Source organism: Cupriavidus sp. IK-TO18 (assembly GCF_015549295.1).
Classification (GTDB): Bacteria; Pseudomonadota; Gammaproteobacteria; order Burkholderiales; family Burkholderiaceae; genus Cupriavidus; species Cupriavidus oxalaticus_A.
In genome coordinates, this window is record NZ_JADGMP010000006.1 from 38133 (window position 1) to 52207 (window position 14075).

Below are 14075 nucleotides of genomic sequence, written 5' to 3' on the forward strand. Positions count from 1 at the left end.
CATGACCTACCGTGCCCCGCTCAAAGACATGCTGTTCGTGATGAACGAGCTCGCAGGTCTTGAAGCTGTCAGCCAGCTGCCCGGCTTCGAGGAAGCCACGCCGGAAACGGCCGGGGCCGTGCTCGACGAAGCCGCCAAGTTCAACGAACAGGTATTGGCGCCGCTCAACCGCACCGGCGACCTGGATCCGAGCAGCTGGAAGGATGGCGTGGTCACCACGACCCCCGGCTTCAAGGATGCCTTCCGCCAGTTCGGCGAAGGCGGCTGGCAAGGCGTGCTGCATCCGCAGGAATTTGGCGGCCAGGGCCTGCCCAAGCTGATTTCTACCGCCTGCATCGAAATGCTGAACAGCGCCAACCTGTCGTTCGCGCTGTGCCCGCTGCTGACCGACGGCGCCATCGAAGCGCTGCTGACCGCCGGCTCGGACGAACAGAAGGCCAACATCCTGCCCAGGCTGATCAGCGGCGAGTGGACCGGCACCATGAACCTGACCGAGCCGCAGGCGGGCTCGGACCTGGCCGCGGTGCGCACCCGCGCCGAGCCGCAGGGCGACGGCACCTACAAGATCTTCGGCACCAAGATCTTCATCACCTACGGCGAGCACGACATGGCGAAGAACATCGTCCATCTGGTGCTGGCCCGCACGCCCGACGCGCCCGAAGGCGTCAAGGGCATCTCGCTGTTCATCGTGCCCAAGTACCTGGTCAACGCCGACGGCAGCCTGGGCGAGCGCAATGACGTGCACTGCGTGTCGATCGAACACAAGCTCGGCATCAAGGCCAGCCCGACCGCCGTGCTGCAGTTCGGCGACCACGGCGGCGCCATCGGCACGCTGGTGGGCGAAGAGAACCGTGGCCTGGAGTACATGTTCATCATGATGAACTCGGCCCGCTTCGCCGTCGGCATGCAGGGCGTCGCGGTGTCCGAGCGCGCCTACCAGCAGGCCGTGGCGTATGCGCGCGAGCGCGTGCAGAGCCGCCCGGTCGACGGCTCGGCGCGTGAAGGCGTCACCATCATCCATCACCCCGACGTCAAGCGCATGCTGATGACGATGCGCGCGCTGACCGAAGGCGCCCGCGCCGTCGCCTATGTGGCCGCGGCCGCCAGCGACACCGCGCACCAGCATCCGGACGCAGCCGTGCGCAAGCAGAACCAGGCGTTCTATGAATTCCTGGTGCCGGTGGTCAAGGGCTGGAGCACGGAGCTGTCGATCGACGTCACCAGCCTCGGCGTGCAGGTGCACGGCGGCATGGGCTTTATCGAGGAAACCGGCGCCGCGCAGCATTATCGCGACGCCCGCATCCTGCCGATCTACGAAGGCACCACGGCCATCCAGGCCAACGACCTGGTCGGCCGCAAGACCCTGCGCGACGGCGGCGCGGTGGCGCGCGCGATCTGCGCGCAGATCGCCGAGACCGAGGCCGCGCTGGGCAAGCATGGCGGCGCGGCCTTTACCGCGGTCCAGGCGCAGCTGGCCAATGGCCGCGCGGCGCTGGAAGCGGTGGTCGAGTTTGTGGTGGCCAATGCCAAGTCGGACCCGAATGCCGTGTTCGCCGGCAGCGTGCCGTACCTGAAGCTGTGCGGCATCGTGTTCTCGGGCTGGCAGCTGGGCCGGGCCATGCTGGCCGCGGATGCGAAGCGCGCCGAGGATCCGAACTTCCACGACGCCAAGATCGCCACGGCGCATTTCTTCGCACAGCACATCCTGTCGCAGGCAACGGCGCTGCGCGATGCCGTCGTCGGCGGTGCCGCGCCGGTCAATGCGTTGACGCCGGAGCAGTTCTGACCGCGCTTCAGCGCGTAGCGTAGTAGACACAGGCGGCCTTCGGGCCGCTTTTTTTATTGCGCGACTGGAGGTCGTTCCCCTAGCGCTTTGCTGCCAGCTCGCCGTCCAGCACTGTCAGGATGTGGTACGCGGCCTCCACCCGCGCCGGCACCGGCATGTTCTTGTTGCCGAGCATGACCAGTCCGATGCGCTTTGCCGGCACGAACACGACGTATGCGCCAAACCCGTTGGTCGACCCGGTCTTGTTGACGAGCACATCGGCGCCCGGCGCCTGCGGCGGCTCCAGCCTGTCGACCTTGTTGGCCTCGAACACCATCTGCGGCGAGCTGCCCGCCAGGATGGCGCTGACCGGCGTCGGATAGGCATACATCTCCCAATCCCAGCCCCTGCACCATGCCGCCGACCTTGAAGTAGCCGGTACGCGTGGTGGCAATGGCGCGCTGCATGCTGCCGTCAAGCCCCGCCGGCGCCATGTTGGCCTCGACGAAGCGGATCATGTCGGCAGACGTGGTCTTCACGCCGTAGGCCTCGGAATCCAGCACGCCCGGCGTCACGCGCATCGGCTTGTCGTCCTTGGTATAGCCCCACGCGTAGTCCGCCATCAGCGGCTTCGGCACCCGGATATAGGTGCGCTTCAGGCCGAACGCCGGAAACAGGGTCTTCTCCATCAGGTCGTCGAACGGCTCGCCCAGGCTGCGCGCGGCGAGGTAGCCGAACAGGCCGATGCTGGGGTTCGAGTAACGCCGGTGGGTACCGGCCGCGTATGCCGGTCGCCAGGCCTTGAAGTAATCGGTCATTGCCTGCGGGCTGTTGACCGTCTCCGGAAACTGCAGCGGCAGGCCGCCGGCCGCATAGGTGCCAAGGTCGAGCAGGCTGGTGGTGCCCAGCGCGCTGCCGGCAAGCGCAGGCAGGTACTTGCCGGCGGGATCCGACAGCGACATGAGACCGCGCGCCTGCGCGTAGCCCGCCAGCGTCGCCGTGAAGGTCTTGCTGACCGAGCCGATCTCGAACAGGGTCGACTCGGTGACGGGCTTGCCGCTCCGCTTCGCCGTCACGCCATAGTTGAAGAAGTACTGCTTGCCGCCGGCCGTCACCGCGATGGCCATGCCCGGCACGTTGTGCGCCTTCATCATCGGCGCGATCGCCTCGTTGACGGCGCGTTCGAGCTGGCGCGGGTCGGCCTTGTCGGCGGCGTACGTGGCTGGCGTGCACAGGAGGCCGCCGGCGGCAAGCGCCGCGAGGCGCGTGGGGGCAAGGGTCTTCATGTCAGGCAGTGGCAGGAATGTCGGCAATCCGCGAGGAATATACGCGTTTGAGCGCGGACCGCACAATGCCGTGCAGGCTGGTCCGGCGCTTAAGCCGGACGTTAGGACGCCGCTTCGGGGTTGAAGCCGAGCGCGGCGCTGACCACGCGGGCCTCGTGCCGCACGGCGGTGCCGACCGGCCCGTCGATCGACGGATCGAAGCCGCCGGTGGCGCCCAGCGCTGTCAGCACCGCGCACACGCGGTCGGTGTAGTCGCGTACCGGCGCGGCCACGGCGCTGATGCCGGTCAGGTTGGTGTCGCGCACCCAGGCGCAGTCGTCGGCCTGCACGGCGCGGCGCAGCGCGCCGATCGGGTCGTCCCGGTCGAGCGATGCCAGCCGCGCCGGGCTAGCCTCTGCCAGTTCTTCCGCCGCTTGCGCCTGCACCCGGGTTTCGTCGAGCAGGCCCAGGAATACGCGCCCGGTGGCTGACCACAGCAGCGGCATCACCGACCCCGCGCGCACGTTCACCGTGACCGGCAAGCCCGGTTCTTCAAAACGCATGATGGTCGGGCCCTTGTTGCCCATCACCGCGACAAAGCACGTCACTTCCAGCGCCTCGCGCAGCCGCACCAGCGAGGCTTCGGCCAGCCGGATCGGGTCGGCCTGGCGCATCGCCGCCATGCCGATCTGCAGCGCCTCGTAGCCCAGGTGGTACTGCTGCGTGCCGGATTCCTGCGCAACCAGCCCCTCTTCCAGCAGGCTGACCAGGTAGCGATGCACCTTGGCCGGGCTTTCGTCGATATGCGCGGCCAGCGCGGTCAGGCTGGCGCGCCCGCCCAATCTGGCCAGCCCCTTGAGCACCGCCATGCCCGTGACAGCGGACTGCACGCGCTGGCGGCGCTCCCGTGCGCGGGGCGAGGCGGCGTCGGCAGGCGTTTCGGGGGCGGCGGGCTTGGAGCGGGATGCGGGCATGGCAGTGGTGTTGGCATAGGCAGGCAGATTAGGCCACGCCTCGTCTGGCGGCGGTAGGGCGGTCGCTTGCAGGTTAACCCTCATTCAATGATTACGCAATGCGTATAAGATTTACGCAAAACAGAAATTCATCGGAGACAACCACATGCCCCGCCCCCTGCTGCCGCGCCTGGCTATCGCCGCTTTCGGCGCGCTCGTCCTGCCCCTGCTGTCCACGCTGCCGGCGCACGCCGCCGACAGCTACCCGGCCAAGCCGATCCGCTGGATCGTGCCGTACGCCGCCGGCGGCGGCTCCGACTTCCTCGCGCGCACCATCGGCCAGGGCCTGTCGGCCAAGGTCGGGCAGCCGGTCGTGGTGGACAACAAGCCCGGCGGCAACACGGCGATCGGCGCGGCCGAGACGGCGCGCTCGGCCGCAGACGGCTATACCGTGCTGTCCGCCGACAACGGCACGCTGGTGTTCAACCCGGTCCTGTACAAGACGCTTTCCTACCACCCGGGCAAGGACCTCGCGCCGGTCACGCTGCTGGGCCGCTTCCCGATGATCCTGGTGGTCGGCGCCAACAGCCCGGTGAAAAGCGCCAGGGAATTCATCGCGCAGGCGAAGTCCACGCAAGGCGGCGTCAACTATGGCTCCGCCGGCGCCGGCAGCCCGCACCACCTGGCGATGGAACTGCTGAAGGTCGAAGCCGGTGGCCTGCCGATGACGCACGCGCCGTACCGCGGCGCCGCGCCCGCGCTGTCCGACGTGGCCGCCGGCCAGGTCGCCGCGATGATGGTGGACTACGCCGCCGGCGCCGGCTTTATCAAGGGCGGCAAGGTGCGGCCGCTGGCAGTGGCCAATGCCACCCGGCTGCCGCAGCTGCCCGACGTGCCGACCTTCGCCGAACTGGGCTATCCGCGCGTCGAAGCTGCCGCGCTGGTCGGCATGGTGGTGCCGGCCGCCACGCCGCCGGAGGTCATCAACACGCTGAACAAGGACGTGGTCGCGGCGATCCGCGAGCCGGCGGTGAACAAGCGGCTGGTGGACTTCGGCGTGGAGCCGGTGGGCAATACGCCGGCGCAGTTCAGCGAACTGCTGCGCACCGAGTCGGCACGCTGGACCAAGCTGATCCGCGACCTGAAGATCACGCTGGACAACTGAGCGGGTATCGTTTTGAGGCCGTCCGGCCCGCCCGGACGGCAATGTTTTTGCAGGAGTACGCAGCATGGCCATCCCCTCCCCCGATACCGCGCGCGGCGGCTGTCCCGTCGACCATTCCGACTTCACCGCCCCCAATGGCTGCCCGGTCAGCCACAAGGCGGCTGAGTTCGATCCGTTCGGCGACGGCTACCAGCAGGATCCGCCCGAATACGTGCGCTGGTCGCGCGAGCAAGAACCGGTGTTCTACAGCCCCAAACTGGGCTACTGGGTGGTCACGCGCTACGACGACATCAAGGCGATCTTCCGCGACAACATCACCTTCAGCCCGTCGATCGCGCTGGAGAAGATCACGCCCACCGGCGATGAAGCCAACGCGGTGCTGGCCTCGTACGGCTATGCCATGAACCGCACGCTGGTCAACGAGGACGAGCCGGCCCACATGCCGCGCCGGCGCGCGCTGATGGATCCGTTCACGCCTGCCGAGCTGGCGCATCACGAGCCGATGGTGCGGCGCCTGGCGCGCGAATACGTCGACCAATTTATCGACGACGGCCGCGCCGACCTGGTCGACCAGATGCTGTGGGAAGTGCCGCTGACGGTGGCACTGCATTTCCTCGGCGTGCCCGAAGAAGACATGGACCTGCTGCGCCAGTACTCCATTGCCCATACCGTCAACACGTGGGGACGGCCCCGGCCAGATGAACAGGTCGCGGTCGCGCATGCGGTCGGCAACTTCTGGCAGCTGGCGGGGCGCATCCTCGACAAGATGCGCGAGGACCCGTCGGGTCCGGGCTGGATGCAGTACGGCCTGCGCAAGCAGAAGGCACTGCCCGAGGTCGTCACCGACTCCTACCTGCATTCGATGATGATGGCCGGCATCGTCGCCGCGCACGAGACCACCGCCAATGCCTCGGCCAACGCGATCAAGCTGCTGCTGCAGCATCCCGACACATGGCGTGAGATCTGCGAGGATCCGTCGCTGATCCCCAACGCGGTGGAAGAATGCCTGCGCCACAACGGCTCGGTGGCGGCGTGGCGCCGGCTGGTCACGCGCGATACGGAGGTAGGCGGCATCAGCCTGGCCACCGGCAGCAAGCTGCTGATCGTGACCTCTTCGGCCAACCATGACGAGCGCCACTTCGCCGATGCCGACCTGTTCGACATCCGCCGCGACAACGCCAGCGAGCAGCTGACCTTCGGCTACGGCTCGCACCAGTGCATGGGCAAGAACCTGGCGCGCATGGAGATGCAGATCTTCCTGGAAGAGCTGACGCGCCGGCTCCCGCATATGCGGCTGGCGGAACAGTCCTTCACCTACGTGCCCAACACGTCGTTCCGCGGCCCCGAGCACCTGCTGGTCGAATGGGACCCGGCGCAGAACCCGGAGCGCCGCGACCCCGCGCTGCTGGCGCAGCGCCAGCCCGTGCGCATCGGCGAGCCGTCGGCGCACACCAGCGCGCGCACCGTGGTGGTGGAAAGCATCGCCCCCGCCGCCGCCGGCGTGGTACGGCTGCGGCTGGCGGCGCCGGACGGCAAGCCGCTGCCGCGCTGGGCACCGGGCTCGCATATCGACGTGGAGTGTGGCGATACCGGGCTGTCGCGCCAGTATTCGCTGTGCGGCGACCCCGACGATGCCGCCGCGCTGGAAATCGCCGTGCTGCGCGAGCCCGACAGCCGCGGCGGCTCGGCCTGGGTGCACAGCAGCGTTACGGCGGGCGACCGCTTGCGCATCCGCGGCCCGCGCAACCATTTCCGCTTCGACGAGGGCTGCGCGCGCGCCATCTTCATCGCCGGCGGCATCGGCATCACGCCGGTCAGCGCGATGGCGCGCCGCGCGCGCCAGCTCGGCATCGATTACGAGATCCATTACTGCGGCCGTTCGCGCGGCTCGATGGCGATGCTGGACGCGCTGCAGGCCCTGCATGGCGAGCGCCTGCATGTCTACGCCGGCGACGAAGGCCGCCGCGCCGACTTCGCCGCCATGCTGGCCACGCCGCAGCCGCGCACCCACGTCTACGCCTGCGGCCCGCAACGGCTGCTCGATGCGCTCGCCGATGCCTGCGCGGCGTGGCCGGAGGACGCGCTGCGGGTCGAGCATTTCGTGTCGCGGCTGGGCACGCTGGACGCGTCGAAGGAACAGCCTTTCACCGTCGAGCTGAAGGACTCCGGACTGGTCATGGAGGTGCCCGCCGGCCAGACCCTGCTGGCGGCGCTGCGCGGCGCCAATATCGACGTGCAGAGCGATTGCGAGGAAGGCCTGTGCGGCTCGTGCGAAGTGCGCGTGCTGGCCGGCCAGGTCGATCACCGCGACGTGGTCCTGACCCGCACCGAACGCGATGCCAACGACCGGATGATGGCGTGCTGCTCGCGTGCGGCCGGCGGATGCCGGCTGGTGCTGGAGCTGTGACGGCGGCGACCGCATCGGCACAAAGTGCTTCCGACAGCCCGTCGCACGACGCCAACGCCGTGGCGCGTAGGACAATGCCTGACAACGGCAACAGGGGGCAGGGGCTAAAGTAGCAGGCTACAAAAAAACTAACCCACCCTGCCCCTTTATGCGCTTTACCCCAGCCGCCTCGACGGCGACGCCCCACCGCTCCCTGCCGGTCCTTGTTTCCGTGGCCGCCGCGTTGGCCACATTCCTGGCCACATCCCTGGCCGCCACCGCCGCGCCGGCAGCGCCGCCGGTGGAGGGCCAGCAGCTTTCCGGCCTCGCCACCCTGCTGCTCGGCACCGTGCGCGGCAAGCCGACCGGCATGACCGGCGTCACGCGGCTGACGGCCGGCAATGCCGACCGCGAATTGCGGATGGCCTGCCAGGAGCTGATGCGCGCCGGCCCGCTGGACCTGGACGACACCACGCGCTTCGAGGGCTGCGTGACCCGGCCTGGCAAGATCGTCGAGTTCCAGCTCAAGGTGTCGGGCGTGGATGCCACGCGCGACGGCACGCGCGAATACATGGCATCGGCCAAGCCGATCCTTGAGCGCGGTATCTGCCGCAATCCGGACGTGCCGGTGCTGGGCAAGCTTGGCGTGACGCTGCTGTACCACTACACCGCGGGGCGGCAGTCGCTGGTGCGGCTGAATATCGCGCCGGACCAGTGCCGGCGCAAATAGGCGCGCACTGAGGCACACACTGGCGCCGCTACCGCTTTCCTCCTTCCCCGAGGACTTCATCGCAGACCGCCAGCCACGCGCGCGCCGCGTGCGACAGGTAGCGTCCCGGCGACCAGATGTGCGCCATGGTCCAGTCCATCGCCGGTTCAGTCAGGCGCGCCATGGCGAGCGTGTCCTGGCCCTGCAGCCGCTCGGCGAGCGGCTGCGGCAGGAAGGTGGTGCCAAGTCCTGCCGCCGCCATCGACGCCAGGAAATCCCAGTGGCCGCTGCGCGCCACGATGCGCGGCTCGATGCGCGCTTCCACAAAGGCCTGTTTGAGCTTGCGCGTCAGCGAAAAGTCGTCGGTCAGCATCACCAGCGGCTCGTCGCGCAGCGCGCCCAGCGTGACCGTGCGCCCGCGCGCCCACTTCGCCTTGCGCGGCCCGACCGCCCAGATCGGGTGCCGGCCGAACTGCCTTGTCTCCAGCGCGAGGCCGCTGTCTCCGGGCAGCACCGTGGCGCCGACCTCCAGTTCGCCGCTGGCGACCAGTTGCTCGACCACCTGCCCGCCGTGCTCGTCCAGCGTCAGCTGCAGGTTGGGATAGCGCTGCCGGAACGCGCTGACCGCCGGCGAAAAAAACAGGTTGACCATCGGCGGGATGCCGACCGTCAGCTGTCCGCGGCCCAGCGATGACAGGTCGGCCACCTCCAGCGTCAGCCGGTGGACCACGCCGAGCGCTTCCTGCCCGCGTTCGTAGACCACGCGCCCCACGTCGGTCAGGCGCACGCTCTTGCCTTCGCGGATCAGCAGCGGCTGCCCGACCTCGTCCTCGAGCTGCTTCACCATCTTGCTGATGGTCGACTGGGTGACGAACAGCGAACCCGCCGCCTGCGTGAAGCTGTGCAGGCGCGCGGTCTCGACGAAATAGCGCAGCGCGCGGATATCGATAGGCATGTGGATCTGAGGCTGGACCGTGGCGGCACCGCATCCATGAACAAAGCGAATGGTGAAGCCAATATTAAATCATGAATGGAATGCCAAGGGTTTGGCTACACTTCGCTTCCACACATCGCCCCTGCCCGACTGCGCCGCCATGAAGCGTGGAGTGGCAGGCGGCGCTGCGCGCCCCCAAACTCCTTGTCTTCAAGACCCTGTTCCATGGCTAGCTGGCCGAATGCACGACAGTGGCTGTTCTCGCTGAAGGCATTCGCCGCCGCGATGCTGGCGCTCTATATCGCGCTGGCGCTGGGCCTGCCGCGCCCGTACTGGGCCATGGCCACGGTGTATTTCGTCTCGCACCCGCTGACCGGCGCGACCCGCTCGAAGGCTGCCTATCGCGTCGCCGGCACGGTGCTCGGCGCGACCGCCGCGGTCGCGACCGTGCCGCAGCTGGTCAACATGCCGATCGTGCTGATGGGTGCGATCGCACTGTGGATCACCGTGCTGGTGTACCTGTCGCTGCTGCAGCGCTCGCCGCGCAGCTATGTGTTCCTGCTGGCGGCGTACACGCTGCCGATCGTGGCGCTGCCGGCTGTCAGCCAGCCGGCCGGGATCTTCGATATTGCCGTGGCGCGCATCGAGGAGATCGTGATCGGCATCGTCTGCGCCGGGCTGGTCGGGTCGATCGTGTTCCCGGCCAAGGTGGCGCCCGCGCTGCGCGCGCGTGCGCAGAGCTGGCTTGCCGACGCCAGCGGCTGGGCCGCGGCGATCCTGCGCGGCAGTCCGCGCGCCGACGATGGCCGCCATCGGCTTGCGAGCGACATCCTGGCGCTGGACCTGCTGATCACCCAGCTCGCCTATGACACCGAAGGCAGCCGCACGCTGCGCCATGCGCGCGCGCTGCGCCAGCGCATGACCATGCTGATGCCGTTGCTGTCGTCGCTGGAAAGCGTGCTGCAGGCGTTGCGTGGCCTGCCCGGCGGCCTGCCGGCGCCGCTGCGGCAGGCACTGGATGCGACCGCCGCGTGGCTGGACAGCGGTGCCGCGCAGCCGGCTCCGACACTGCACGACTGGCGCCTGGACGCAGGGGACGGCGGCTGGCCCGCGCAACTCGCCACGACCGCCGCCGGCCAGCTGCAACGCCTGTGCCCGCTGTACGCGGAATGCCTGGCGCTGCAACGCGGCATTGGAGAACGCGGCCCCGAGGCGCCGGCCGCCACCAGCTGTCCGGCACCTGAGGCACCCGACGGCGCCGGCCATCACCATGACCACGGCATGCTGCTGTTCGGCGCAGTGTCCAGCGGGCTGGCGGTGTTCTGTGCCGGATTGCTGTGGATTTTCTCGGGCTGGGAAGACGGCGCCGGCGCGGTGGCGGTGGCGTCGATCGCGTGCTGCTTCTTTGCCGCCATCGACGAACCGCGCCGCATGGCTGCACCCTTCCTGCGCTGGAGCCTGGTGTGCCTGCTGGTGGCCTCGGGCTACCTCTTCGTGGTGGTCCCGCACGCGCATACCTTCGAGGTGCTGGCGGCGATGCTGGCGCTGCCCTACCTCGGCATCGGCCTGCTGGTGGCGCGGCCGGGCTTCCAGCTGATCGCGATGCTGCTGTCGGTCAACACCGCCTCGTTCGCCAATGTGCAGGCAGTCTTCGACGCGGATTTCCTCGGCACCTTCAATGCCTGCCTGGCGAGTGCCGCCTCGATGCTGTTCGCACCGCTGTGGGCGATGGCGGTGCGCCCGTTCGGCGCGCGCGCGGCAGCGCACCGGCTGGTGCGCGCGAGCTGGCAGGACCTGGCGCGGGCGGCCACGCTGCGCGCGGCTGATGGCGACGCAGGGCTCGGCGCACGCATGCTCGACCGGCTCGGCCAGCTGGTGCCGCGCCTGGGGGTCGCTGGCGACCCGCTCTCTGCCGACGGCTTCCATGCGCTGCAGGTCGGCTATTGCGCGCTGGCGCTGCACAAGGCGCTGCCGGACCTCCCGCTTGCGGCACGCAAGCCGGTGCGCCGGGTGCTGGCGGCAGTCGCGCGGCATTACCGGTCACGGCTGCGCAGCGGCCATGCCGTGGCGGCGCCGGCGGCGCTGCAGCGCTGGGTCGCCGATGCCATCGCCGCGCTGCCACGCCAGGACAGCGGTGCGCTGGGCGCGCTGGTGGTGCTGCAGGTAACGCTGCAGCCCGCGTGCCCGCCGGCGCGCGCAGCCTGATCCCACTCATCGCTCTTGCCGCTCCCCGATGCTCAGTGAAATCGATCTCTATGGCGTATTCGTGCCAGGCGTGCTGGTGCTGATGGTGCTGGCCTTCGCCGTCGCTACCGCGATCCGCATGGCGCTGGCGGCGCTGGGCTGCTACCGGCATATCTGGCACCGCTCGCTGTTCAACCTTTCCCTCTATGTGATCGTCCTGGGCGCCGTGGCGGCAGTCTTCGCCGCGGTGCCGGGACTGCCGTCATGAAACTCCGACTCCGCCCCCTGCTTCCCTTGCTGCCGACGCTGCTGGCCGTGCTGGCCGCCGTGCTGGTGCTGCGCCACCTGTGGGACTACTACACGGCCGCCCCGTGGACCCGCGACGGCCATGTGCGCGCCGATATCGTCCAGGTCGCGCCCGACGTTTCCGGGCTGGTCACGCGCGTGCTGGTGCGCGACAACCAGTACGTGCGGCGCGGCGAGGTGCTGTTCGAGATCGACCGCGACCGCTACGCGCTGGCGCTGCAGCAGTCGCTGGCCACCGCCGCCACGCTGCGCGCGACGCTGGCCCAGGCGCGGCGCGAAGCCACGCGCAACCGGGCGCTCGACGGGCTGGTGGCGGGCGAAGTCGCCGAACAGGGCCGCGCCCGCGTGGAGCAAGGCGAGGCCGCGCTGGCGCAGGCCGAGGCCACGGTGCGGCTGGCGCGGCTGAACCTTGAGCGCACCAGCGTGCGCAGCCCGGTGGCCGGCTACCTCAACGACCGCCTGCCGCGGCTGGGCGACTACGTCTCCACCGGCCGCCCGGTGCTGTCGATGGTCGACGCGGCGTCGTTCCATGTGGAAGGGTATTTCGAGGAAACCAAGCTGCACCGCATCCATATCGGCAGCCCGGTGGACGTCCATATCATGGGCGAGCCGCGGCACCTGCGCGGGCATGTGCAGAGCATCGCCGCCGGCATCGAGGACCGCGACCGCAGTGCCGGCTCCAACCTGCTGCCCAACGTCAACCCGACCTTCAACTGGGTGCGGCTGGCGCAGCGCGTGCCGGTGCGGATCGTGCTGGAAGACGTTCCGGCCGACGTCAGGCTGGTGTCGGGCCGTACCGCGACGGTGTCGGTGCGCGAACCCCGGCGCCAGGCCGCCGCACGATCATGAGCGCGCGCCGTCGCTGGCTGGCGTGCGCGGCCGCGTGCCTGTGCGCCTGCACCACCGTGGGCCCCGACTACCACGTGCCCGGGCAGGCCGCGTTCAAGGCGCCGCAGGCCAACGGCGCGCTGCAAGGCGGCAATGCGCATGGCGTCGACATCGGCCCGGTCCCGGACGACTGGTGGCGCCTCTATGACGACGCGCGGCTCGACCAGCTGGTGCGGCAGGCGCTGGCGGCCAACACCGACATCCGCGCCGCCTCGGCCAACCTGCGGCGCGCGGTGGCGCTGCTGCATGAAGTCGAGTCCGAGAACCTGCCGCAAGGCGGCGTCGACGCCAGCGTGGCGCGCGCGCAGCTGTCGGCCCAGAGCTTCCTGCAGACGGTCAAGCCGCCGGTGTTCAACCTGGGCGATTTCGGCTTCGGCGTGTCTTACATGGTCGATTTCTTCGGCAAGCTGGCGCGTGCCGACGAGGCCGCGCTCGCCAGCGCCGAAGCCAGCGAAGCCACCCTCGACCTGGTGCGCGTCAGCGTTGCCGCGCAGACCGTGCGCGCCTACGTGCAGGGTTGCGCCGCCACTCATGAACTGGCCGTGGCCACGCAGCAGCTTGCGGTGCAGGAGCAAACACTGGACGCTACCCGCCGGCTGGTCGCCGCCGGCCGCGCGCAGCCGCCCCACGTGGCACGCGAACGCGCCCGCACCGAAGCGCTGCGCGCCGCCTTGCCGGCCTTCGCGGCGGAGCGCGCCGCCGCACATCACCGCCTGGCGCTGCTGCTGGGCAAGGCGCCGTCGGCGCTGGCGCCGGACGAGGTCGAGTGCCATGCCGAGCCGGAACTGCACGCGCCGCTGCCAGTAGGCGACGGTGCCGCGCTGCTGCGGCGCCGTCCCGATATCCGCCAGGCCGAGCGCGAACTGGCCGCGGCGACCGCGCGCATCGGCGTCGCCACCGCGGACCTGTATCCGTCGATCCGCATCGGCGCCAGCGCCGGCCTGACCGGCGTGCTCAGCGACCTCGGCAGCGGCCCGACGGCGCGCTGGAGCCTGGGTCCGCTGCTGAGCTGGTCGCTGCCGACCAACGGCGTGCGCCACCGCATCCACGGCCATGAGGCGGCCGCCGACGCCGCGCTGGCCCGCTTCGACGGCACAGTGCTGCGCGCGCTGCAGGAAACGGAGACGGCGCTGTCCGCCTATATCCGCGCGCTGGAGCGGCGCGAGGCGCTGCATGCCGCGCGCGAGCAGGCCGGCGAAGCCGCGCGCCAGCAGGTGCGGCTGCAGCAGGCCGGGCGCATCCCCTTCCTCGACCGCCTCGACGCCGAGCTGGCGCTGGCCGATGCCGAGGCCGCGCTGGCCGCGGCCGAAGCACAGGTGTCATACCGCCAGGTGGACCTGTTCCTCGCGTTGGGCGGCGGCTGGCAGGCCGGCCGCAAAGCCTCGCCAGGACCGTCGGAAGGCGCTTCGCATAACGATGAAAAAAGCGACTGACTTTTGTCCTTTTAGATCATCACCGGAATGGATCGGCGTGACTACACTTCGTCCCGTGCCCCGCGCGTTGCGCGCCCGGCACCGCCC

10 protein-coding genes and 1 pseudogene are annotated in these 14075 nt (G+C 69.7%); 8 read left to right on the forward strand and 3 right to left on the reverse strand.

Annotated elements, in window-relative coordinates; all coding sequences use genetic code 11:
* The first annotated feature begins 1 nt into the window (after position 1).
* Positions 2 to 1786 carry an acyl-CoA dehydrogenase gene (locus IPF36_RS04130; RefSeq protein ID WP_195427375.1) on the forward strand — a complete coding sequence of 595 codons (1785 nt, stop codon included), beginning with the start codon at positions 2 to 4 and terminating at the stop codon, positions 1784 to 1786.
* 79 nt (positions 1787 to 1865) lie between these two features.
* Here the strand turns inward: IPF36_RS04130 and ampC are convergent.
* Together ampC and IPF36_RS04140 are read right to left on the reverse strand one after the other, a co-directional pair.
* Positions 1866 to 3051 (reverse strand): annotated as a pseudogene (ampC, locus tag IPF36_RS04135) (class C beta-lactamase).
* Between the two features lie 101 nt (positions 3052 to 3152).
* Positions 3153 to 4004, reverse strand: a complete 852-nt coding sequence (locus IPF36_RS04140) for an IclR family transcriptional regulator (protein ID WP_195427376.1) — start codon at positions 4002 to 4004, stop codon at positions 3153 to 3155.
* A 145-nt stretch (positions 4005 to 4149) separates the two neighbouring features.
* On the opposite strand from IPF36_RS04140, the gene IPF36_RS04145 reads away from it, so the two are divergent.
* From IPF36_RS04145 to IPF36_RS04155, 3 genes are all read left to right on the forward strand, one after another.
* Positions 4150 to 5148 carry a tripartite tricarboxylate transporter substrate binding protein gene (locus tag IPF36_RS04145; RefSeq protein WP_135702626.1) on the forward strand — a complete coding sequence of 333 codons (999 nt, stop codon included), beginning with the start codon at positions 4150 to 4152 and terminating at the stop codon, positions 5146 to 5148.
* 64 nt (positions 5149 to 5212) lie between these two features.
* Positions 5213 to 7555, forward strand: a complete 2343-nt coding sequence (locus IPF36_RS04150) for a cytochrome P450/oxidoreductase (protein WP_195427377.1) — start codon at positions 5213 to 5215, stop codon at positions 7553 to 7555.
* A 148-nt stretch (positions 7556 to 7703) separates the two neighbouring features.
* Positions 7704 to 8264, forward strand: coding sequence for a hypothetical protein (locus tag IPF36_RS04155; RefSeq protein ID WP_135702622.1), 561 nt, complete (start codon positions 7704 to 7706; stop codon positions 8262 to 8264).
* 28 nt (positions 8265 to 8292) lie between these two features.
* On the opposite strand, the gene IPF36_RS04160 is transcribed toward IPF36_RS04155, so the two are convergent.
* Positions 8293 to 9198: a LysR family transcriptional regulator gene (locus IPF36_RS04160; protein WP_135702620.1), complete on the reverse strand. Its 906-nt coding sequence runs from the start codon at positions 9196 to 9198 to the stop codon at positions 8293 to 8295.
* 204 nt (positions 9199 to 9402) lie between these two features.
* Here IPF36_RS04160 and IPF36_RS04165 point away from each other — a divergent pair, with 204 nt between their 5' ends.
* Genes IPF36_RS04165 through IPF36_RS04180 form a run of 4 tightly spaced genes read left to right on the forward strand, consistent with a single transcriptional unit; the run spans position 9403 to position 13988 of the window.
* Positions 9403 to 11382 (forward strand): FUSC family protein, encoded by a 1980-nt coding sequence (locus IPF36_RS04165; protein WP_195427378.1) that lies wholly within the window; start codon positions 9403 to 9405, stop codon positions 11380 to 11382.
* 28 nt (positions 11383 to 11410) lie between these two features.
* On the forward strand, positions 11411 to 11629 hold the full coding sequence (locus IPF36_RS04170; protein ID WP_133093180.1) for a DUF1656 domain-containing protein: 219 nt from the start codon (positions 11411 to 11413) through the stop codon (positions 11627 to 11629).
* Positions 11626 to 12516: an HlyD family secretion protein gene (locus tag IPF36_RS04175; protein ID WP_195427379.1), complete on the forward strand. Its 891-nt coding sequence runs from the start codon at positions 11626 to 11628 to the stop codon at positions 12514 to 12516. Before IPF36_RS04170 ends, IPF36_RS04175 begins: the two co-directional genes overlap by 4 nt.
* On the forward strand, positions 12513 to 13988 hold the full coding sequence (locus IPF36_RS04180) for an efflux transporter outer membrane subunit (RefSeq protein WP_135702612.1): 1476 nt from the start codon (positions 12513 to 12515) through the stop codon (positions 13986 to 13988). Before IPF36_RS04175 ends, IPF36_RS04180 begins: the two co-directional genes overlap by 4 nt.
* Positions 13989 to 14075: the final 87 nt, after the last annotated feature.